The sequence below is a fragment of the Achromobacter sp. genome, from assembly GCF_050285585.1.
In the GTDB taxonomy this organism is placed as follows: Bacteria; Pseudomonadota; Gammaproteobacteria; order Burkholderiales; family Burkholderiaceae_B; genus Achromobacter.
In genome coordinates this window covers 301,809-324,292 of the sequence record NZ_JBLZXF010000002.1, presented here as the reverse complement: position 1 = coordinate 324,292, position 22,484 = coordinate 301,809, and the positions used below count along the sequence as shown (strand labels likewise).

General features: G+C 64.4%; 19 protein-coding genes. 18 read left to right on the top strand and 1 reads right to left on the bottom strand.

Features of this window, described 5'->3' with window-relative positions:
• Positions 1-37: 37 nt before the first annotated feature.
• The 15 genes from ACN6PJ_RS04695 (at position 38) to ACN6PJ_RS04625 (ending at position 19,533) form a co-directional block, all read left to right on the top strand.
• Positions 38-715, top strand: coding sequence for a hypothetical protein (locus ACN6PJ_RS04695; RefSeq protein WP_427994736.1), 678 nt, complete (start codon positions 38-40; stop codon positions 713-715).
• A 43-nt stretch (positions 716-758) separates the two neighbouring features.
• Positions 759-1,283, top strand: coding sequence for a type VI secretion system contractile sheath small subunit (tssB, locus tag ACN6PJ_RS04690; protein ID WP_013396290.1), 525 nt, complete (start codon positions 759-761; stop codon positions 1,281-1,283).
• Positions 1,276-2,769, top strand: coding sequence for a type VI secretion system contractile sheath large subunit (gene tssC, locus ACN6PJ_RS04685; RefSeq protein ID WP_427994735.1), 1,494 nt, complete (start codon positions 1,276-1,278; stop codon positions 2,767-2,769). Before tssB ends, tssC begins: the two co-directional genes overlap by 8 nt.
• 42 nt (positions 2,770-2,811) lie before the next feature.
• Positions 2,812-3,315 carry an Hcp family type VI secretion system effector gene (locus tag ACN6PJ_RS04680; RefSeq protein ID WP_006395404.1) on the top strand — a complete coding sequence of 168 codons (504 nt, stop codon included), beginning with the start codon at positions 2,812-2,814 and terminating at the stop codon, positions 3,313-3,315.
• 69 nt (positions 3,316-3,384) lie between these two features.
• Entirely contained in the window at positions 3,385-3,870 is a 486-nt protein-coding gene (tssE, locus tag ACN6PJ_RS04675) for a type VI secretion system baseplate subunit TssE (protein WP_043546372.1), read from the top strand.
• Positions 3,871-3,922: 52 nt separating this feature from the next.
• Positions 3,923-5,761, top strand: coding sequence for a type VI secretion system baseplate subunit TssF (tssF, locus tag ACN6PJ_RS04670; protein ID WP_427994734.1), 1,839 nt, complete (start codon positions 3,923-3,925; stop codon positions 5,759-5,761).
• Entirely contained in the window at positions 5,725-6,819 is a 1,095-nt protein-coding gene (tssG, locus tag ACN6PJ_RS04665) for a type VI secretion system baseplate subunit TssG (protein ID WP_427994733.1), read from the top strand. Before tssF ends, tssG begins: the two co-directional genes overlap by 37 nt.
• A gap of 19 nt (positions 6,820-6,838) precedes the next feature.
• Positions 6,839-9,538: a type VI secretion system ATPase TssH gene (gene tssH, locus ACN6PJ_RS04660; RefSeq protein WP_427994732.1), complete on the top strand. Its 2,700-nt coding sequence runs from the start codon at positions 6,839-6,841 to the stop codon at positions 9,536-9,538.
• Between the two features lie 16 nt (positions 9,539-9,554).
• Positions 9,555-12,233, top strand: a complete 2,679-nt coding sequence (locus ACN6PJ_RS04655; protein ID WP_427994731.1) for a type VI secretion system Vgr family protein — start codon at positions 9,555-9,557, stop codon at positions 12,231-12,233.
• 12 nt (positions 12,234-12,245) lie between these two features.
• Positions 12,246-13,121 (top strand): DUF4123 domain-containing protein, encoded by an 876-nt coding sequence (locus ACN6PJ_RS04650; RefSeq protein ID WP_427994730.1) that lies wholly within the window; start codon positions 12,246-12,248, stop codon positions 13,119-13,121.
• Positions 13,102-15,813: a T6SS effector BTH_I2691 family protein gene (locus tag ACN6PJ_RS04645; protein WP_427994729.1), complete on the top strand. Its 2,712-nt coding sequence runs from the start codon at positions 13,102-13,104 to the stop codon at positions 15,811-15,813. The genes ACN6PJ_RS04650 and ACN6PJ_RS04645 overlap by 20 nt, the downstream gene beginning before the upstream one ends.
• A 1-nt stretch (position 15,814) precedes the next feature.
• Positions 15,815-16,804, top strand: a complete 990-nt coding sequence (locus ACN6PJ_RS04640) for a DUF6708 domain-containing protein (protein ID WP_427994728.1) — start codon at positions 15,815-15,817, stop codon at positions 16,802-16,804.
• A 142-nt stretch (positions 16,805-16,946) separates the two neighbouring features.
• Positions 16,947-17,672 carry a putative type VI secretion system effector gene (locus ACN6PJ_RS04635; protein ID WP_427994727.1) on the top strand — a complete coding sequence of 242 codons (726 nt, stop codon included), beginning with the start codon at positions 16,947-16,949 and terminating at the stop codon, positions 17,670-17,672.
• Positions 17,672-18,400: a putative type VI secretion system effector gene (locus ACN6PJ_RS04630; RefSeq protein WP_427994726.1), complete on the top strand. Its 729-nt coding sequence runs from the start codon at positions 17,672-17,674 to the stop codon at positions 18,398-18,400. The genes ACN6PJ_RS04635 and ACN6PJ_RS04630 overlap by 1 nt, the downstream gene beginning before the upstream one ends.
• Positions 18,401-18,531: 131 nt before the next feature.
• Entirely contained in the window at positions 18,532-19,533 is a 1,002-nt protein-coding gene (locus ACN6PJ_RS04625; protein ID WP_427994725.1) for a DUF6708 domain-containing protein, read from the top strand.
• A 34-nt stretch (positions 19,534-19,567) separates the two neighbouring features.
• Here the strand turns inward: ACN6PJ_RS04625 and ACN6PJ_RS04620 are convergent, their stop codons facing one another.
• On the bottom strand, positions 19,568-19,741 hold the full coding sequence (locus ACN6PJ_RS04620; RefSeq protein WP_427994724.1) for a hypothetical protein: 174 nt from the start codon (positions 19,739-19,741) through the stop codon (positions 19,568-19,570).
• A 50-nt stretch (positions 19,742-19,791) separates the two neighbouring features.
• On the opposite strand from ACN6PJ_RS04620, the gene ACN6PJ_RS04615 reads away from it, so the two are divergent.
• From ACN6PJ_RS04615 to ACN6PJ_RS04605, 3 genes are all read left to right on the top strand, one after another.
• Positions 19,792-20,703, top strand: coding sequence for a DUF6708 domain-containing protein (locus ACN6PJ_RS04615; protein WP_427994723.1), 912 nt, complete (start codon positions 19,792-19,794; stop codon positions 20,701-20,703).
• 82 nt (positions 20,704-20,785) lie between these two features.
• The gene (locus ACN6PJ_RS04610; RefSeq protein WP_427994722.1) at positions 20,786-21,484 is read left to right on the top strand and encodes a glutathione binding-like protein; all 699 of its coding nucleotides are present in this window, start codon (positions 20,786-20,788) and stop codon (positions 21,482-21,484) included.
• A 36-nt stretch (positions 21,485-21,520) separates the two neighbouring features.
• Positions 21,521-22,447 (top strand): LysR family transcriptional regulator, encoded by a 927-nt coding sequence (locus tag ACN6PJ_RS04605; protein ID WP_427994721.1) that lies wholly within the window; start codon positions 21,521-21,523, stop codon positions 22,445-22,447.
• Positions 22,448-22,484: the final 37 nt, after the last annotated feature.

Below are 22,484 nucleotides of genomic sequence, written 5' to 3'. Positions count from 1 at the left end.
AAAAATGCACATTTCCCGGGTTCTCCTCATAAGCGGAATGCTGGCCGTCCTCGCGGGCTGCGCAACATCGTCCAAGCCGCCCACGGATGCCGAATACAAGCAATCGATGACTCACGCCACCGAGACGCTGGCAACGAAAGGCAACGACCAGGCCGTGGCCGAATTCGAAGAGATCGCGCAGCTCAATCCGTCCCGCGGCGGGCCGTGGTCCTACATCGCCAAGATCCGCTTCGACGAACAGAAGTACGGCGAGGCTATCGTTGCGGCCGACGAGGCCCTGAACCGCGATCCCGAGGACTTCACGGCCAAGACCGTGCGCGCGGTAGGCGGCCTGCGCGTGGCGATGCAGTCGCTGGCCGACCTGCGCGCCGACGCGCTGCTCGCCGGCAATGCCCGCACCGACGCGGTGGCGCTGGCGGCCGCCATGCGTGAAACCCTGGGCCAGGACGTGCTGTTCCCGGAAGGCCGCAAGCCGCCGCGTCCGCGCCCGCCGCGCCGTAACGATACGCAGGGCACGGCGCCGGCCGCGGTAACGCCGGCCGCCGCAACGCCTGCCGCCGCGCCTGCCGCCGCCGCAACGCCAGCCGGCGCGCAGGCGGCCAGGCCTGCCGCCGCTGCGCCCGCCGCAGGTTCGCCGGCCGCCCCCCCGCCAGGATCCGCCGCCGCTCCCGCCGGCCGCGCGCCGGATCCCTTCGGCAATCTCCTCAAACCCTGACCGGGCTGCCAGCCCGTCACTATGCACTTCGCTTGGAGCCCCCATGGCTAAGAAAGAAAGCGTTCAGAAAAGACTCCAGAAGGTACGTCCGCCGCGCGTCCAGCTGACCTATGACGTCGAGAAGGGCGATGCGATCGAACAGAAAGAGCTTCCCTTCGTCGTGGGCGTGGTGGGCGATTTCAGCGCGCAGTCGGAAGCCGAGCTTCCCCGCCTGAAGGACCGCAAGTTCGTCAATATTGACGTGGACAATTTCGATGACGTGATGCGTGGCCTGGAACCCCGCGCCGCCTATCGCGTGAAGAACCGCCTGACCGACGAAGGCGGCACCTTTGGCGTGGACCTGAAGTTCCGCTCGGTGGAAGACTTCCGGCCCGAAGCCGTGGTGCAGCAGATCGAACCGCTGAAAGAACTGCTGGATATCCGCACCAAGCTCGCCGACCTGCGCAACAAGCTGGCGGGCAACGACAAGCTCGAAGACCTGCTGGGCGAAGTGCTCAGCAGCACGGAAAAACTGCAGCAACTGACCAGCGAAGCCGGCAAGAATGGCAAGGGAGGCAGCAATGAGTAATTCCGCCGCCGCGCAGAACGTTTCCGCCCCGGCCGCCGAGACCGATTCGGGCCTGCTGGACCAGATCGTCGAGCAGAGCCGGGTGGCCAAGTCCACCGCCGAGCATGACCGCGCCAAGGATCTGATCGGAGAACTGGCGCGTGAAGTCATGAAGGGCACCGTCGTGGTGTCGGACAACCTGTCCGCCATGCTGGACGCCCGCGTGGCCGAATTGGACCGCCTGATCTCCGCCCAGTTGAGCGAGGTCATGCATGGCGCCGAATTCCAGAAGCTCGAAAGCACCTGGCGCGGCCTGCACTACCTGTGCCAGGAAAGCAATACCGGCCCGATGCTGAAGATCAAGGTGCTCAACGTCACCAAGCGCGACCTGGTGCGCGACTTCCAGACCGCCATCGACTTCGACCAGAGCCTGATGTTCAAGAAGGTCTACGAGGAAGAGTTCGGCACCTTCGGCGGTTCGCCCTTCGGCGCGCTGCTGGGCAATTTCGAGATTACGCGCCAGCCCGAGGACATGTACTTCATCGAGCAGATGTCGCACGTGGCCGCGGCCTCGCACGCGCCCTTCATCGCCTCGGCCTCGCCCGAGCTGCTCGGACTGGACAGTTTTGCCGACCTGGGCCGCCCGCGCGATCTGGCGAAGGTCTTCGATACCGTCGAATACACCAAGTGGCGCAGCTTCCGCGATTCCGAGGATTCGCGCTACGTGGGCCTGACCATGCCGCGCTTCCTGGGGCGCCTGCCCTATGACCCGAAGGAGGGCACCTCGGTGGAGGGCTTCAACTTCGTCGAGGAAGTGGACGGCACCGATCACGCGAAGTATCTGTGGTGCAACGCCGCCTGGGCCTTCGGCGCGCGCTTGACGGCCGCGTTCGCCGATTTCGGCTGGTGCGCGGCGATCCGCGGCGTGGAGGGCGGCGGCCTGGTGGAGAACCTGCCCACGCACACCTTCAAGACGGACGACGGCGAGATCGCGCTGAAGTGTCCCACGGAAATTGCCATCACCGACCGCCGCGAGAAGGAACTGAGCGACCTTGGCCTGATTCCGCTGGTGCACTGCAAGAACTCCGACTACGCCGCCTTCTTCGGCGCGCAGTCCGTGCAGAAGGCCAAGAAATACAACACCGACAGCGCCAACGCGAACGCTGTGCTGTCGGCGCAGCTGCAATACATTTTTTCGGTGTCGCGCGTGGCCCATTACCTGAAGGCCATGATGCGGGACAAGATCGGCAGCTTTGCCTCCGCGCAATCCGTCGAGAGCTTCCTGAACCGCTGGGTCTCGCAGTACGTGCTGCTGGACGACAACGCGAGCCAGGAGCAGAAGGCGCAGTTCCCCTTGCGGGAGGCATCGGTGCAAGTCGCCGAAGTACCGGGCCGTCCCGGGGTGTTCAGGGCCGTGGCGTTTTTGCGGCCTCACTTTCAGCTCGACGAGCTTTCGATTTCCCTGCGTCTGGTCGCGGAGCTTCCCGCGCAGGCCCAGAAGTCGTAAAGACCGTTAGATTCGACGCTTTTTTTACTGGAGAGGCTATTAATGAAGGACATCTACGTCAAATTCGGCAATCCTGCGCTCAAGGGCGAGTCCCAGGACAAGGATCACCCTGACTGGATCGAAGTCGGTTCGTGGCGCCATGAAATCATCCAGCCGCGCTCGGCTACCGCCTCGACCTCCGGCGGCCATACCGCCGAACGCACCGAGCATGGCGAGATGGTCTTCACCAAGGACCTGGACGTGGTCAGCCCGCTGCTGTATCAGCACGCCTCCGGCGGCACGACGTTCGACGAAGTCACCATCGATTTCCTGCGCGCCGACGGCGAGGGCAACCGCGTCAAGTACCTGGAAATCAAGCTCAAGTACGTGATCATTTCGCGCGTGGCCCCCGAAGTCGTCAGCGAAGGCCTGCCGCACGAATCGTTCTCGCTGAAGTACGCCGCGGTCCAGTGGAAGTACACGCAGCAGAAGGTGGGCGGCAATCAGGGCGGCAACGCCCAGGGCGCATGGAGCCTCACCAAGAACGACAAGACGTATTCGGTCTGAACGTGACCGCGTAGAGGGTAAAGGCCGCGGCTCGATCCGGGCCGCCGCCTTTCCTGAATGAGGTCCGTGATGAAAGGATTCGAACCCAGCCTGTTCGACAAACTGTTCGACGGCGACGGGAAAACACCGCACGCCCTGCGGCGTCTGTCGGTAGAGGAAATCAAGGAAACCGTTGCTCGCGACATCGAGGCCCTGCTCAATACGCGCATGGTCTTCACCGAGGAATCGCTCAAGCGATATCCGAATTGCCAGCGGTCCATCCTCACCTACGGGTTGTCGGATTTTTCCGGCCTGAGCCTGGCCAGCCACTACGACCGCGAATTCATCTGCCGGTCGCTGGAACAGGCGATCGCGCGCCATGAGCCGCGGCTGACGCACGTGCGGGTCATGCTGCAAGTGGACAGCCGTGCCACGTCGGTGCTGTATTTCGCGATCACCGCGATGCTGGACGTGGGTCCGGCGCATGAACCGGTGACATTCGATGCAACGTTGCAGCCATCTACTTTGCAGTACTCGGTGAGCAAGGGCTGGGCCAAGACCGCAGCCGCCGCCTGAACGAACAACAAACGCGGGCGCCGGCGCCATGCCGCCGGCGGAGAAGGGAAAGATGGAAGAACTGCTGCCTTATTACGAACGCGAACTGGGGTTCCTGCGCAGTTCGTCGCGCGATTTCGCGCAGCGCTATCCCAAGATCGCCGCGCGGCTCGGTCTGTCGGGCGAGACCTGCGAAGATCCGCACGTGGAGCGGATGATCGAGTCGTTCGCCCTGCTGGGCGCGCGCATCAACAAGAAGCTCGACGACGACTACCCGGAATTCACGGAAGCGCTGTTCGAGGTGATGTACCCGCACTACCTGCGCCCGTTCCCCTCGTGCTCGGTGGCGCAGTTCGACATGGGCGGCGTGGCCGCCCAGCTGACCGCGCCGGTGCGCCTGCCGCGCGGCACGGAGCTGAAATCGCATGCCGTGCGCGGCGTGGCGTGCCGTTTCCGCACGGCCTACGAGGTCACGCTGGCGCCCGTGGCGATCCGCCAGGCGGGCTTTGCCTCGACCGCCAACGCGCCGTCCTCCACTTCCCTGCCGCCGGGCGTGACGGGCCGCCTGTCGCTGACCCTGGCCTGCCTGGCCGAAACGCAGAATTTCTCCACGCTGGCCGTGGACAAGCTGCGCGTCTATCTGCATGGCGAGCCGTCGTTCGTCGCGGCGCTGCGCGACTGCGTGTTCCTGCGCACCGCCGCGGCCTATGTCGAGACGCAGCCCGGCCGCTGGCATCGGCTGCCGGAGGTGCCGCTGGCGCAAGCGGGCCTGGACGACGAGGACGCCCTGATCGATTTTCCCGCCAGTTCGCACCCGGCCTACCGCCTGCTGGCGGAGTACTTCGTCTTTTCCGAGAAATTCAATTTCGTGGACATCGACCTGGCGGCGCTGCGGCGCGCGGTAGGGCCGGTCCGCGAATTCACCCTGCACCTGCCGGTGAGGGGGCTGCGCGCCGACTCCAATACGGCGCGGCTGCTGGAGTCCGCGTCCGCGGACAACTTCCGGCTGGGCTGCACGCCGGTGGTGAACCTGTTTCCCCAGCGCGCCGACCCGATCCGCGTCACGCACGCCGCGGCTTCCTACCCGGTGGTGGCCGACGCGCGGCGCGCCTACGGCTACGAGGTCTATTCCATCGACCGCGTGCGCCAGGTGCGCCAGAACGCCCAGGGCGACTCCATCGTCGAATTCCGCCCCTTCTATTCCCTGCATCACGGCGAGACGCCGGAGGGAGCCAGCCACTACTGGACGGCGCGGCGGGATTCCATGGTGGCCGAGCGCAGCCCGGGCTACGAGATGGAAATGTCCATCGTCGACATCGACTTCGATCCTTCGGTGCCGCAGACCGAGACGCTGAGCCTGGAATTGACCTGCACCAACCGGGATCTCCCCTCGCACCTGGCCGTGGGCCAGCCCGGCGGGGACCTGTTCCTGGAGGGCGGATCGGTTGCGCGCGAAATCCGCATGCTGCGGCGCCCGACGCATACGCACCGCTTCCAGCAGGGCCGCGCGGCGCATTGGCGCCTGATTTCGCATCTGGCGCTGAACCATCTGTCCCTGGTGCAAAGCGGCCTGCCCGCCCTGAAGGAAACGCTGCGCCTGTATGACCTGTCGCACGCCGCGGTGGCGGCGCGCCAGATAGAAGGGCTGGTGGGGCTGGACTACAAGCCTGCCACGCACTGGATGCCGGGCGAGCCGTTCGCCACCTTCGTGCGCGGCATCGAAATCCGGCTGACGATCAATGAAGACAACTTCGTCGGCACCAGCCTGCATGCCTTCGTGGCGGTCATCAACCGCTTTTTCAGCCTTTACGTGCATGCCAACAGCTTCGTGCAGTTGGTGGTGCTGTCGCGCCGCGGCGCGGAAGAAATACTACGGTGCCCTCCATGCAACGGCGACGCGATCCTAGCGTAATCGAATCGCTGCTGGCCGAGCCGCAGCGCTTCAAGTTCTTCCAGGCCGTGCGGGTGCTGGAGCTGTGGTTTGCGCGGCAGGAAGGCACGCGCGCCAAGAATGCCGTGCCGGCGCACCTGCGCTTCCTGAATTCGTCCTCGCTGGGCTTTCCCGCCAGCGAGATCGCCGGGCTGACGGCGTACGACAAGGACGGGCAGGCGCTGGACGATGCGCAATCGCGGCTGGCCGCGCTGGCCTCCGGCAAGCTGGGACGGGTCGAGATCGAGCCGGCCTTCTTTGGCCTGCTGGGCGCGCAGGGCGCCTTGCCGCTGCATTATTCCGAGATACTGAGCCACCGCGAAAGCGCCAAGCGCGATCGCGGCGCGCGCGCATTTTTCGATATTTTCTCGAACCGCGCGGCGGCGCTGTTCTATGCGGCATGGAAAAAATACCGCATGCCGCTGCGCCACGAAACCGAGCAGGACCATCACTACCTGCCGCTCCTGCTGGCGCTGGGCGGACTGGGCCACGCGGCCCTGCGCGACCGGCTGCATTCGGGCCAGGGGCAGGTGTTCGACGAGTCGCTCGCCCATTACGCCTCCGCGGCGCGCCAGCGACCGGTGTCGGCGGCCTATCTGCAGCGGGTGCTGTGCGACTACTTCCAGGTGGATATGCGGGTCGAGCAGTTCGTCGGCCGCTGGTACCACGTGCCGCCCGAACACCGCACCCAGCTCGGCATGCCGGGCGCGGTGCTGGGTGTTTCCGCCATGGCCGGGGACCGCATCTGGCAGCGCGACATGCGCATCCGGTTGTGGATCGGCCCGCTGTCCAAGGCCGCGTTCACCGACTTCCTGCCTGGGGGGGCCCGCGCCCAGGCGCTGGCAAAGCTGCTGACGATGTTCGGCGGGATGAGCTTCGAGTACGAGGTGCGGCTGGTCATGGACAAGGCCGACGTCTCCGGCAGCGTCCTGGGCGGGGATGGCGAGGGCGCGCGCCTGGGCTGGAACTCTTTCCTCTGCACCGAACCGGTGGCGTCGGATCGCGACGACGCCAGCTATGAACTGCACACCATTCACTAGAAACAAAACCACCTAGAACATGGCCACACCCTTGAAAACCCTGATCGGGAAACTGAACCAGACCTGCCGCCAGGCCGCCGAGCGCGCCGCCAGCCTGTGCATGGCGCAAGGACACTACGAGGTGGACCTGGAGCATCTGTTCCTTGCCCTGCTGGAAAAGCCCGCCAGCGATTTCAGCATCGTGGCCCGCCGCAGCGGAATCGACGCGTCCACGCTGGAAGCCGACCTGAACGCGGAAATCCGGGGATTCAAGAATGGCAATACGCGCACGCCGGTGTTTTCGCCGCATTTGCCGCGCCTGTTCGAGCATGCCTGGCTGATCGCCTCGCTCGACACGCAGACCACGCGTATCCGCTCGGGCCATTTGCTGCTTGCGCTGTTGACGGAGCCCGACCTGGCGCAGCTGGCGCGGCGCGGCTCGCATCTGTTCGAATCGTTCCGGCTGGAGGAGCTGAAGCACGATTTCGCCGCGCTGACGGCGGGATCGGAGGAGGCCGGCCAATCCGTTTCCCTGGGCGACGGCGCCGAGGGCGCCGCCGAGCAAAGCGGCGCCGCGCCGGCCTCCGGCCTGTCCAAGACGCCGGCGCTGGACCAGTACACGGCCAACCTCACGGAAAGGGCCCGCGAAGGCAAGATCGACCCGGTCATCGGCCGCGACGCCGAGATCCGCCAGATGATCGACATCCTCACGCGCCGGCGGCAGAACAATCCCATCCTGACCGGCGAGGCGGGCGTGGGCAAGACGGCGGTCGTCGAGGGGCTGGCGCTGCGCATCGTGGCGGGCGACGTGCCGCCGGCGCTTGCCGGCGTGGCCCTGCGCACGCTGGACATGGGCCTGTTGCAGGCCGGCGCGAGCGTCAAGGGGGAATTCGAGAACCGCCTGAAGAACGTCATCGACGAGGTCAAGCAAAGCTCCACGCCCATCATCCTGTTCATCGATGAGGCCCACACCATGATCGGCGCGGGCGGACAGGCGGGCCAGAACGACGCGGCCAATCTGCTCAAGCCGGCGCTGGCGCGCGGCGAACTGCGCACCATCGCCGCTACCACCTGGAGCGAATACAAGAAGTACTTCGAGAAGGACGCGGCGCTGGCGCGGCGTTTCCAGGTGGTGAAGGTGGAGGAGCCCAGCGAGGAACTGGCCGCCAGCATGCTGCGCGGCATGGCGCCGCTGATGGAACGGCATTTTGGCGTGCGCGTCCTGGACGAGGCCATCGTGGCGGCGGCGCGCCTGTCGCACCGCTACATCAGCGGCCGCCAGCTGCCGGACAAGGCCGTCAGCGTGCTCGATACCGCCTGCGCGCGCGTGGCCCTGGGCCGCAGCGCCACACCGGCGCTGATCGACGATGCGCGTCATCGTCTGGCGCGCCTGGAAACCGAGCGCGCCGCGCTGCGCCGCGAAGCGGCGGCGGGAGCGGCGCAGTCCGTGCGCCTGCGCGAACTGGACCAGGAAATGGACGCCACGCGCGCCGCGCTGACGGATGCGGAAGCTCGGCTGGCGCAGGAAAGCGAACTGGTCCGGCAGATCCACGCGCTGCGCGAGGAACTGGAGGCCGCGGGCGCAGATGCTGCGCCCGAGTCCACCGGCAAGCGCCGCTCGGGCAAGGCGGCCGAGCCCGCCGCCACGCCCGGGCAGGCTCAACTGGCTGAACTGCAGCAGCAGCTGCGCGCCTTGCAGGGCGAGGCGCCGCTGGTGCCGGCCTTCGTGGACGCGCAGGTCATCGCCGAGATCGTGTCCGCCTGGACCGGCATTCCGCTGGGCCGCATGGTCAACGACGAAATCCGCACGGTGCTGGAACTGCAGCCCCTGCTGGCCGAGCGCGTCATCGGCCAGGACCACGCGCTGCATGCCATCGCCGAGCGCGTGCGCACGGCGCGCGCGGGCCTGGAGGATCCGAACAAGCCCAAGGGCGTGTTCCTGTTCATCGGCCCCTCGGGCGTGGGCAAGACCGAGACCGCGCTGGCCGTGGCGGACGTGCTGTACGGCGGCGAGCGCAAGCTGGTCACCATCAACATGAGCGAATATCAGGAAGCCCACAGCGTATCGGGCCTGAAGGGCTCGCCGCCGGGCTATGTGGGCTACGGCGAAGGCGGTGTGCTGACCGAGGCGGTGCGCCGCCAGCCCTACAGCGTTGTGTTGCTGGACGAAATCGAAAAAGCCCATCCGGACGTGCTTGAACTGTTCTTCCAGGTGTTCGACAAGGGCGTGATGGACGATGCCGAAGGGCGCGAGATCGACTTCCGCAATACGCTGATCATCCTGACCTCCAATGTCGGGTCGCCGGCCATCATGCAGGCCTGCCTGAACAAGAGCGCCGAGGAACGGCCCGACCCCGAGGCCTTGCAGGAGCTGCTCGCGCCGCAGCTGTACAAGGCCTTCAAGCCCGCCTTCCTGGGCCGCATGAAGACCATCCCCTACTACCCGGTGGACGACGACGCCCTGGCGCGCATCATCGGCCTGAAGCTGGGCCGCATTGCCGAACGGGTGCAGGCCAACCACCGCGCGGTGTTCGACTGGGACGAAGCGCTGGTCGAGGCCGTGCTGGCGCGCTGCACCGAGGTGGATACCGGGGCGCGCAACGTCGATCACATCCTGAACGGAACGCTGCTGCCGCAGATCGCCGAGCAGGTGCTCAGCCGGATGGCGCAGGGCGAGGCGATCGCCCGGATCCGCGTCACGGCCGCCAAGAATGGCGATTTCCGTTACCGCCTGACCTGAGCCGGGAGCCGTTGCCATGCCCCAGGATTCTCCCGGACTTTCCAGCCTGCCGACCGCAGGCGTCGAGCAGGCCAACCGCCTGCTGAACCTGACCACGCCGCTGGGCGAGAACCGCCTCGTGGCGGAGACGCTGGCTGCGCACGAACAATTGAGCGGGGGCGCGTGCCGGCTGGAAATCACGGCGCTGTCCAGCGATGCCCACATTCCGTTGAAGTCGCTGTTGGGGCAGCCGGTGGCGCTGCGCCTGCAGACGGCGCTGGACCGCGAGCAGCCGCGCCTCTGGCACGGCCATGTGACGGCGGCGGAGTTCCGCGGCGCCAACGGCGGCATGGCGCGCTACGCCCTGACGGTGGAGCCCTGGCTGGCGTTTCTGCGCGCCCGGCGCGACAGCTTCGCCTACCAGGACAAGACGGTGTTCGACATCGTCGAAAGCATCTTCGGCGACTACAAGGGCCAGGGGACGCTTGCGCCGCAGTGGCGCTGGGACGTGAAGGACAGGTCGGGCTACCCCAAGCGCAGCCTGACCATCCAGTACCGCGAAACCGATTACGCCTTCGTCGAACGCCTGCTCGCGGAAGAGGGCCTGTTCTACTGGGTCGAGCACGAGGCGGACGGCCACACGCTGGTCATCGCCGACCACAACGGCGCGTTCAAGCCGGGCGCGCAGGCCAGCGTGCGTTTTGCGCGGGCGGACGTAACGGAAACCGAAGACAGCATCCAGCAATGGAGCCAGCGCAAGCGCTGGCAGACCAATGCCGTGCGCATGGCCAGCTGGGACTATCGCAGCGCCCAGGCGCGGCCGGTCGCCGCGCAGGCCGATGCGGGCGGGGCGCAAGGCATGGAGTTGGCGAGCAACGATTACCCCGGACAGTACGCGTACGAGGACAGCGCGCAGGGCGAACGGCTGGCGCATAATGCCCTGGCCGCCATCCGCGTGCGCCAGGAGAGCTACGAAGGGGCGGGCACCGTGCGCACGCTGGCGCCGGGGCAGCGTTTCGAGCTGACCGGCCACTATCGGCAGGGCGGGCCGTCCGCGTATGTCGTGATCGCGATGACGCACCAGGCCCGCAATAACCTCGATGCCGACCTGGGGCGCGCGGTGAGCGAAACGCAAGACAACGCGGACTTCTACAAGAACACCTTTACCTGCATCGGCATCGACACCGAATTCCGCCCGGCGACGCAAGACGGCCACGGCGCGCGGCTGCATCCGCGTCCCACCGTCTTCGGCGCGCAGACCGCGCTGGTCGTGGGGGCCGAGGATCCGGTGCATACGGATCGCGACCATCGCATCAAGGTGCAATTCCACTGGCAGCGCGGCAAGGCCTCCAGCAGCCGCCTCGCGCACCCCTCGGGCGACGAGAACGCGCCGGCCAAGGACGAACTGGGCACCTGGGTCCGCGTGGCGGAGCCTGTCGCAGGAGGCGACTGGGGCGGCCATTTCGTGCCGCGGGTGGGGCAGGAGGTGCTGGTGGAGTTCCTGCATGGCGATATCGACCGGCCCGTCGTGGTGGGCGCGCTCTACAACGGAGAAGGGGCCGAGGACGCCTCGCACAACCAGGTGCAGGCCGGAGGCGCCAACGCGACCGGCAACGCGCCGGCGTGGTTCGCGGGTGGCAACGAAGGCCATGCGCACAACGTCGTGATGTCCGGCTTCAAGACGCAGGCGCTGTCGAGCAGCGGCGCGGGCACCGGCGGCTACAACCAGCTGGTGCAGGACGACACGCCGGGCCAGTCCCGGCTGACGGCGTCCACCACGCAGGCGGACGCGCGCTTGAACCTGGGGCACATCAAGCAGCAGCGCGACAACGAGCGGCTGGACGACCTGGGCCATGGCGCGGAACTGTCCACCAAGGAAGCGGTGGCGGTGCGCGCGGGATCGGGGCTGCTGATCAGCGCCGATCTGCGCGAAAACGCCGACGGCGCGCTGCTGGACAGCGCGGAGGCCGCCAAGCAGATCGAAAGCGCCATGGAGTCCGCCCAGGACCTGGCGGACGCGGCAGTCAAGCAAAAGGCCGTGCTGGAGGGGGATCCCGAAGCCTTGCCGGCGCAGGAAGCGCTCAAGCATATCCTGGACGTGGTGGAGGCGACGCAGGAGGGACCCGGTGGGGGCGGGGTCCGAGTGGCGGTGACGGCGTATAGCGAGCCCCATATCCAGGTCAGCGCGCCCAGCGGGATCGGCCAGTACACGGCCGCGGATGCGTTCTTAATGGCGGGCAACACGTTCGCGCAGGTGGCGCCGGATGTGAACTGGGCCAGCAGCGCCAACGTCGCGCTCGGCGTGGCCGGCGGCGCGGTGCTGTTCACGCTCGGGCTGGCCCCGTCGGGCAGCCGAGCGGTCAAGGACCAGGGCCTGCGCCTGCACGCGGCAGGCGGCAAGCTGCGGCTGCACAGCCAGGACGCCAAGATGACGCTTTCGGCCGAGAAGGCCGTGACCGTGGCCTCGGCCGACGCCAGCGTGCTGGTCGAGGCCAAGCAACGCCTGCTGGCTACGGCGGGCGGGGCCTACTTACGGGTTGAGGGCGGCGGCATCCAGTTGCACGCGCCGGGTAAGGTGGAATTGAAGGCCGGCTTGCACAGTTGGGTAGGGCCAGAAATGGCCGACACCGTTGCGCCGCTGCCCAAGGGCGACCTGAAACTGTGCGACTTCAAGATGAGCAACGCCGATGGCGACGCCATTGTTCCCGTAGGTTGAGGCCCGCGTGCAATGGATCATCGGTTCTTTCTTTCCCACGATTATGCGTTGATCAACCCCGTGCAGGTCGAAGCATCGGCTTATGCGCATTGGCAAGTATTGCCCGTCGTGCCCAAGGCATTGAGCGACAAGCCGCATTTGCTGCCATGTCTGCTGAATCTGCGATCGATGGAGCCTCGGGAGCGGGTCGACGCGCTGGCGCTTGCGCAGGACTGGCAGGAGGCCAACCCTGGCCGGGTCTTCTTCAGCGCATTGCTGGCGTCCCCGGCAGAAGGGGAGCGCATCGCGAAGCACCTGAGCGCGCAGTTGCTGATGAACAGCCCGGACGGCGGCCAAGCGTTGTTTCGCTGGTACGACCCGTCCGTGTTCCGCCATTTGCCCTGGTTGCTGGACGACGGGCAATTGAACGACCTGATGGGGCCGATCGATGCCTGGTCGTGGCAGGCCCCGCCGGGTAAATGGCATCGCCACGAACGCAGCGGTCCCGCCAGGCGGACCTGGCTGCGCCTGGATGACGCGCAGTGGACCGGTCTTACGCGGGTCGGCGTGATGAACCGCGCGCTGTCCCAGCTGGCGCGGCGGTTGCCAGGACGGGATATTCCGCCTCAGGAGGTGCTGCGCCTCCTGGCGTTGGCCTATGAGGTCTGGGGCTTGGAATACGAGCCGGATTGCCTGTTGTTCGTGGAGCAGGCGTTGCGCTTTGGCGACGGCATCCATCAGCATCCCGAACTGGGCAGCCGCCTGCGCGCGGCCGCCGCGGGCGGGCTGAGCTATGTGGGCGCCTGCGCCGGGCTGGACTTGAATCAATGGCAGCGGACGGGCGAGTCCGACGCTGCGCGAGCGCCGGAAGGCGACCAGGAGAAGGGCGGTGGCCTGCGATCCCTCTAAGAAATGCCCCATCTGCGACCAGCGGGGGCTTCCCCTATTGCCCGTGCGCTACAACGTGGCCCGCGCGGACGAAGTGAACCCCGCCGTGGCCGCGCCCGAACTGCCGGAAGGCTTCTCGGCGGCGAACATCCCATTGCCGGCGGAGCGGGCACATTACACATTGCGGATGCTGCGCGCGGGGTATCTGTACACCTATCATGCCAAGCGCGACGAATGGACGGGCTATGTGGTGAGCGACGATGCCCATCTGGTCGCCTACGACATGCATGGCACGCCGCCGATGCTGGCGAACGCCGAGCCCTGCGCGCGCATGCAGCGGGAACAGACGGGCAGATTCATCATCGTGCCGGACGGCCAGTTCCCGGAGCAGCTCGGCGAGTTCTGGATGGCATATTCGGCGGTGGCGTGGACTGCGGAGACCTGGGAAAAGCACAAGTCGCCGACGTTTCGCGCCAGACACATGCGCCAGGTCGACCTGGCGGCCTGGGCGAACAACTCGAACCAGGCACAGAATCATCTTTGCGGGCTGTACCAGGGGCTGGAGCAAGTTGCGGACCTCCATCTGGCCGCCGGTTATTCCGTTCCGGGCATCGGCGCGGAGCCGCCCACGATGGCGACGGTGAGCGTCTATCCGGGGAACCTGCCGTTCGAACACAGCCTGACGAGCCTGGTGGGTTTCAATAAGGCGCAGGTGGACGCGTTGCGGGTGGCGGTGCGTTCCGCGGCGGGGCAGACCACGCCCGAAGACATGGTGAGGGTCGCGCCGGCCATGGTGGCCCTGGACGATCCGATCGGAATGGCGGCAGATCTGAACCAGCTCGTGCTGGGCCAATTGCTGACCTGGGCGGAGGAGCCTGATCGCAAGGAAAAGCACACGACGGCTGTCTCCATCACGGCATTGCGGGAGGCCGTGGCAAATGGCGCGGTGCTCAGCGAGGAGTTCGCACGCAAGGAACGGGCGATGATCCAGAGTTCGGTCATACAGAACCTATTCGGCCGCGCGCACACTCAGCAGTTCATCCGGCCAGTGGAAGAGTGGGACGACGCCTGGTTCCAGGTGGAGGACGAGGCGGAAGTGCTGCGGCTAGGGAGCGAGGCCTGGGAAAAATACGAAAAGCAATTGAAGCGCGCAAGCGGCGGCAAGTGCGAGTATGAGCAGTATCTTTCCACGACCTATCCCCAGGAACTGGAGGTAATCGGGAAGCAGGCCATCAGGCCGCTGGACGTGGCTTACGTGGCATGGCTGGAGGCGTCAGAATTCAAGCAGCACATGATCTGCAATTTCGATCCCAAGAACGCGGGCGACGGGATCCAATACCAGGAGGCGGTGGCTGCAATCCTGGGGGAATCACTGGCGCGCACGCAGGTATTCGACTACGTGACCAAGTGCCTGATGAACGACGACCCTGCGGACGAGAAGTCCATCATCATGCGGGCCTTCGCCTGGAACCTGGATGAGGCGGTGGCGCAATGGAAGAACGCGGCCGCGAAGATGGATGGCAGCGCGCCGGATTGGCTTGGCGTATCCAGCACGCTGTACACCGCGTTCAGCAAGGCCCTCGAGAACGGGGCCAGCGGAAAGCTGGTGGGGGCGTTTGCGGGCTTGGCCAAATTCATGGAAAAGATGGCGGCGCCAGTGGCCGGATTGGTGGGCAAGGCGGCCGACCTTCTGGGGGCCAAGAGTACGATGCTGTTGTCCCACAAGATGCAGATGAGCCTGCTGTCGGCCTTGGTGAAGGCGGACAGTCCGAATTTGCAGGTCGTGGACCTGCGCGCCTACGCTACGCCCAAGGCGGCTACCCGAGCGGTCGCGGCGGCGGTTGCTGCGAAGGCGGGCATCTGGCCGCCGGAAGGAGCGCGTAGCCCTGCGCGCGAGGCGCTTCGCCGGGGCGGCACCCCTGCCAAGGGGTTCGCCTTCAATATGGTGGTATTGGCCGATACGGAGGAATTGGGCTTGGTGAAGGCATTGAACATCAACGACCCGATGTTCAGGGGGGTACGAAATGAGGCGATTACCCGCGCATTGAGTTCCCACGAGTTTGACCGGTTGATGTACCAGAGCGTTGGAAAATTGAACCATCTGGAGTTCGGGACTGGCGTCGTCGGGATGATCTTTGCCGCAGCTAGTCTGAAGAGTCTGATCAGCGAATATGAGAAGGCGGCGCCGACGGCGCAAAAGTTAAAGCTGTGGAATCTGAGGGCTGGCTTGGCCGCCTTGCTGGGTGGTGCTGCCGAAACGATCGGGGCGCTGGGCAGGAAACTGCCTTGGTTGTCGCAAAATTTGGCAAAAGCGATGGGCCCCCTAATGTTTCGGGCTGAAACTCGCGCGGCGGTTTTGGCTGCTGGAGGACGCTGGCTGACTGGTGCAGCGGGGTTGGTCTCGGGATCCGTATTAATCTCGGAAGGCTGGAACGACGCTAGTCTCAACCTTACCTATGGGGGGCTGATGGTGGCGGCGGGCGGAGCGTCAATAGCTGCCGCCGGCATGCTGATGTTCTGCGTTGCCGTGCCAGCCGCAATCTTTATTCTGCTCGTGGTCGCAATAGTGACGATCGTATTGTCTTGGTTTAAGCCGGACGAGATCGAACGGTGGCTCAATAAAACGCTGCATTTTGGTCGAAATTCATCTGGTGTGTTTCCAGATTTGGAAACTCAGATTAACGACATGGGATCTATTGGAAAGGCAAGTTGACATGCTGACGGGTACGTATCCCTCATTTAAGTGCAATCGTCCGTTGGAACAGGAAGAAAAGCAGGCGCACCTTTCTTATGAGGTCCCTCAGTTGCTCGAACCTGATGATGCGATAGCGATGATACGGTTTAACTCCACTTTTGTAGAGTTCGTGGATCGGCGTTTCAGAATAAAGGGGATGGCGGCCACACTCGTTCTGAGTTCAATCTCTCTATTCCTGTTAGCGTTGTTCGTGCTGTTCGTTTTCAATTTTTGGCGGACCCCAGGAAGCATGCTGGAAAAGGCAGCAGTCTTCTTGATTCTTGGAGGCGTGGCCGTTGGCGCATCGGCATTCTTCTGGATGATTTTTCTTCGGTTCGATCTATGTGCCTATAAATTTAATCCCGTCAGATTCAACCGAAAGGCACAGTGCATTCATTTTTTTGTGCACAATGGTCCGGGCGGTACGGTAACGGTTCCATGGGGACGTCCGAGTACATTCTTCCACATTGGGCGCGGTAGTCAGGACAAGGAGCTCCGCGATCTACGCTGCCACGTTCTAAAAGACGATCTGGTGACGCACACGTTTACCGTGGGCCATTATTGGCGGCACGAAAATCATGTGCGTGGAGAGTGGGAGCTTATCCGCCGATATATGGAAGATGGGCCGGAGAATGCCTTCGACCACCCCCAGGATCGCGTCATCACCCTGTCGCCGCAGGGGTCGTGGCTCAACTGCTACATGTGGGTTTGCCATGCGTTGGGCACCGGCCTGTACAAGGTCAGGTTCCTGCTGTTCCCGATCTACGGCCTGCTTACATTGAGTCGTTGGCTGACGTTCAAGAGCTGCCGCAAGCCGGTCTGGCCGCCGGAAGTGGAGGCGAGCTGCGCCACTGAACCCGACGATCCCTACCGCCTGCCGGAGCCGGCGTTCATGGGCGAGTTCGCCCAGGACGACGCCAAGTACCAGCGTGCGGCCGAGCGGCATCAACAGCGGCAAAGTTGGAAGTAGCAGGCGCGGAACGAGCGCCGGTCATGGCTTGCCAGGACGCCGGCGACCTCAGGCCGTGTGCGCGAGGTCGACACGTGTGCAAGGGTTCGATGCGAAAGCCGGGCTGTGGCCGCGACTACGGAATGCGCTATTTCAGATTCTGATGATGAAAACGAACCTCCACAAACTGTGCGGGAAGATCGAGGGGCTGACGCGGTCGCGGCGTAGCCGTGATTTCGTGATGAGCCAGATTGGAGGTGGAGTCGAGGCGTCTGCAGTGTCGGCTAGTTTGGCGGGCATGGGTGGCGCAGCTATTTCAATAGCCTCTATTGATAGCAATGAAAAAGCTGATTTCGTCGAGTTCTCGCTGAATGGAGAGTCCGTTCGAGGTTGGTTTTGGAGCTTTCCTTTCCAAGAGGGAGATGAGGTGGAGGTGGTGGCGGAGCGTTCCGAAGATGGATGGACGGCTTATGGCGCGCGGCGTCAAGCCGACGCCTTGGTGGCGGTCTATCCCCACTGCTTCGAAGGACGTTGGGCGCATTACGTTTCCACATTTAGGTTCTGGGGTGTCGTAATTGGTTCGATCTTCCTGTTCCTGATGGTGTTGGACGCTGTCTTTTCGATATTCGAGGGAACGTTCAGCGTGGAGGAGCAGCTTTCGGCCTACGTGTTTTATCTAACGCAGTCGTTGCCGATCGTTGTGCTTGTCTTCGGGTTCCTTGCCTGGCGAGGTGGACGCAAGACCGAAGGATTCGCGAGGATTGCGGAGAATATTTTCAACGGGTTCGGCTGGGCTAATGCCAGTCGAATCAATCTGCGCCAGACATCCAGGCGTCAGCGTCGAGAGGGTGACGGTCGCGACTACGGCGTGCGCTATTTCCGATATTGATGATGGAAACAAACTTCCGGAAGTTGAGTGGACATATCGGGGAGCTGAAGCGGTCTTGTCGTACGCGTGACTTCGTGATGAGCCAGATTGGCGGTGGGGTCGGGCCGGCGGCAGTGTCGGCAAGCTTGGCGGGGATGGGCGGTGCGGCTATCTCGATCGCCACCTTGGACACCACGGAAACGGCCGACTATGTTGAGTTCGTGCTGGACGGGAAGCCGTTGCGCGGTTGGTTCTGGAAGTTTCCCTTCAGCAACGGAGACGAGGTTGAGGTCGTGGCGGAGCCTTCGGAGACTGGTCCGTGGTCAGCGCTGGGAGTTCGTCGCGAGTCGGATGGTTTGGTCGCGGTCTATCCCCACTGCTTTGAGGGGCGATGGTCGCATTATTTTTCGACCTTTCGCGTTTGGGCTGCAATTATGGGTTTCACGTTCATCGTCATACTAATCTTCGATCTAATCCAGGCAGTGAACCGGGGTAACTTTAGCTGGAGTGGACAAGCTTCGGCGTATGCCGGTTACTTTGGCTACATGCTACCCGGCCTGTTGGGTGTCAGCGTTTTTTTTACATGGCTTGCCGGACGCAAGACGGAAGGGTTCGCCCGATTCGCTGAAGTGGTTTTTCGGGGTTTCGGGTGGAATAACCCTAGCAAGCTGAATCTGCGCGCGATATCCAAAAGGAAGCGAAAGCCGGGTGATGGCCGGGACTACGGCTTGCGCTATTTCAGATACTGACGATGGAAATGAACCTCCAGAAATAGTGCAGGAAGATCGGTGGCAGACGCAGTTGTGGCACAGTCGTTACTTTGCGACGAGTCTGATGGGAGCGGTCGACGACATGGGAACCTTTGGAAAGGCAAGCTGACATGCTGACAGGGTGGTATCCGACGTTCAGGCTCAATCGCCCATTGGAGCCAGAAGAACGGCAACAGCACCTGGCGTACAAGGCCGCTCAGCCTGTCGTGCCTGACGACGAGCTGGGAATGATTCGATTCAATTCGACGTTCCTGGAGTTCGTGAACCGCACGTTCAAGGTCAAGGGCATGGCCGCCACGTTGGTGTCTGGTGTGGCGGCCATCGGCTTCGTGCTGTTCAATGCGATCCTCGCCATTGTGTCCTACGGACGATATGCCGCGGGGGGCTACACCCTCAATGAGTATGTTCTGGCAACGGCCTTCCTCACCGTCCTGACTTCCGGGCTTGCATATTTTTTCTGGCGTATCCATCTGCGCAACGATCTGTTCGCCTATACGTACTATCCGGTGCGCTTTAACCGCAAGACACGGCAGGTGCATTTTTTCGTGCATGAAGGGGCTGGCGGCACGGTTACCGTCCCTTGGGGCGACGCCTCCGTTTTTTTTCACATTGGGCGCGGTAGCCAGAACAGGGAGCTTCGCGATCTGCGTTGCCATGTCCTAAAAGACGATCAGGTGACGCAGACATTTACCGTGGGCCATTATTGGTGGCACGAAAACCGCGTTCGCGGAGAATGGGAGCTAATCCGCCGATATATGGAGGAAGGGCCGGAGAATGCCTTCGACCACCCTCAGGATCGCGTCATCACCCTGTCGCCGCAGGGGACGTGGCTCAATTGCTACATGTGGGTTTGCCATGCGTTGGGCACCGGCCTGTACAAGTTCAGATTCCTGCTGTTCCCGATCTACGGCCTGCTTACGTTGAGCCGTTGGCTGACCTTCAAGAGCTGCCGCAAGCCGGTTTGGCCACCGGAAGTGGAAGCGGGCTGCGCCATTGACCCCGACGATCCGTACCGCCTGCCGGAGCCGACGTTCATGGGCGAGTTCGCCCAGGACGACGCCAAGTACCAGCGTGCGGCCGAGCGGCATCAACAGCGGCAAAGTTGGAAGTAGCAGGCGCGGAACAAGCGCCGGTCATGGGGTTGCGCTATTTCAGGTTCTGATGATGAAAACTACCCTCCAGACATTGCGCGGGCATATCGGCGATCTGAAGCGGTCTCGCCGTACGCGTGACGTCGTATTGGGTCAGATCGGGGGCGGGCTCGGCGCCGCAGCGGTGTCGGCGAGCCGGGCGGGCATGGCGCAATTCAGTCGTCAGCATGGGCGCGCCGCGCCCGGCGTTTCGGAGCGTTGATGGATTACACCGGCTTTATGTCCAGGTTCCCCAACGGTCGGCCGCTGGATGAGTTCGACCGCATACACCGCCTGCTTCAGAAAAAACGTCTGGACGTTCCGTTGCTGGCTCAGCTCTGTGTCGTGAAAATGAATTCCAATTGCCTGGTTTCGGTGGACCGGTGGTATGGCTGGCGGGGTTTCGTGGCCATGTTGGGATCGATAGGCGTGGCCTTCGGCGTGGGCGGCATCCTGATGCTGGCCTGGATTCTGGTGGTGGGCGAGCTGCCCAATGAGAACGGGCTCTGGGAGGCCGTCTTCATCAGCATGGGGATGAGCGCGGCGCTGGCTGCCGCGAGCGCCTGGGTGGCATGCAAGGAGATGTTCCGCTGGACCCACTATCCCATCGTGCTGGACCGCAAGCATCGGCTGGTACACGTGTTCCGGCTGGACGGGAGCGTTCTGACGGCGCCCTGGGACAAGATCTTTTTCACCCTGGGCCGGGGAAGGGGGGCCTTCGGCTGGCTCAATTGGGACATCCGGGGCCTGATCCTGGAAGACGACGGGGTCACGGTCAAGGAAACGTTTGCATTCTGCATCGTCACCAGCCGCATCGAAAACGCGCATTCCCACTGGGAATTCCTGCGCCGTTACATGGAGGAGGGGCCGCAGGCCGTGCTGGCTGCGGTGTTGTTCTGCATGCCGGTGGACGGCAGGCGCGAGAGTTTCGCGTTCTGCAAAGAGCGCATTTTCGCCAACGACGCGCAAAGCCCCGCCTTCATGTATCTGCTCATGGCGCCATTCAATTATGTGCATGCGGCGCTGCGCTGGGCGGTCATGCGGACGAGCACGATTCCGGCATTTCCGCCGGAGATCGAGGCCGCGCTTCAGCCTGAACCCGGCGACAGGTTCGTCCGGGATGCTTCCATGAACCCCGAGGATCTGCGCTAGGGGCCCGCTTCCCGGTCGCCCGCGGACAGGGTTTTGCGCTAGGATTACCGCCACTTCCCCCGCCTCCCTCGGAGAATTCCGCATGGCCGACCTCAGTTCCTTTGCCATTACCCAGAAATGGCCCGCCCGGCATCCCGACCGCATCCAGCTGTATTCGCTGCCCACGCCCAATGGCGTGAAGGCATCCATCATGCTGGAAGAGACCGGCCTGCCGTACGAGGCGCACCGCGTCAGCTTCGATTCCAAGGACCAGTTCTCGCCGGAATTCCTGTCGCTCAGCCCCAACAACAAGATTCCGGCCATCCTGGACCCCAACGGGCCCGACGGCAAGCCGCTGGGCCTGTTCGAGTCCGGGGCCATCCTGGTTTACCTGGCCGGCAAGGCCGGGCAGTTCATCCCGGCGGACACGGCCGGCCGGTACGAAACGCTGCAGTGGGTGATGTTCCAGATGGGCGGCATCGGTCCGATGTTCGGCCAACTCGGCTTCTTCCATAAGTTCGCCGGCAAGGATTACGAGGACAAGCGCCCGCGCGACCGCTACGTGGACGAATCCAAGCGCCTCCTGGGCGTGCTGGACCAGCGGCTGGAGGGGCGCGACTGGGTGATGGGCGACCAATACACCATCGCCGACATCGCCATCCTGCCCTGGGTACGCAACCTGGTGGGCTTTTATGGCGCGGGCGAGCTGGTGGGATTCTCACGGTTCAAGAACGTCGCCCGCGTGCTGGAGGCGTTCGTCGCGCGGCCGGCCGTGGTCAAGGGCCTGGCCATCCCGGGCTAGGCCCAGCCGCTACCCGTCAGAACAGGTCCCGCATCCATGGAACTGCGCCAGCTCCGCTATTTTGTCCGCGTCGTCGAGGCGGGCAGCATCGGCCGCGCGGCGCAGTCCATCGGCATGGTGACCTCCGCGCTCAGCCAGCAGATCAGCCGGCTGGAGGGCGAACTCTCCACCCGGCTCCTGCAGCGCAGCGCCAGCGGCGTGGTGCCGACGGATGCGGGCCTGGCGTTCTTCCGGCAGGCGCAATTGGCGCTGCGCCACGCCGACGACGCCGTGCAGGCGGCGCAGCAGGCGCGCCTGGCCGGGCATGTCAGCGTGGGCCTGCCGTCCACCACGGCCGCGATCCTGGGGGCGCCGTTCGTGCAGGCCATGCGCGAACGCTACCCGGACATCCGCTTGCACCTCGTGGAAGCCCTGTCCGGCCACCTCAGCGACATGCTCAACGGCCGCCAGCTGGACCTGGCGATCGTGTTCCAGGCGGAATCCGCGCGCCGCTGGAGCGTCGTGCCGCTGCTGGACGAACCGCTGTTCCTGCTGGCCCGACCGGACATGCCCGGCCTGCCCGCGGGCGAAACGACACATATCGACGCCATCGCGCATCTGCCGCTGGTGCTGCCCAGCGGTCGCCACGGTCTGCGGGCGCTGCTGAACAACGCCTTCCTGCAGTCGGGGCGGACGCCCCTGGTGGCCGTGGAGGTGGACGGCCTGCCGGTGCTGATGGACGTAGTGCAGTTGGGGCAGGGCGCCACCATCCAGCCCAGTTCCGCCATGGCGCGCATCGCGCCCGGCCAGTTGCACATGGCGAGGATCGACGATGCGCACCTGTTCCGCCCCAATCTGCTGGCCAGCCTGTCGGAGGACGAACTGTCGCCGGCCGCGCTGGCGGCCCGCCTGGTGCTGGCCGAGGTTTCGCGCGCGCTGGTGCGCGAAGGCAAATGGGCGGTCGTGGCTCTTCACGATTCATGAAGACCTGTTGACGCCTGGCTGATATCGGCGGGCCGCC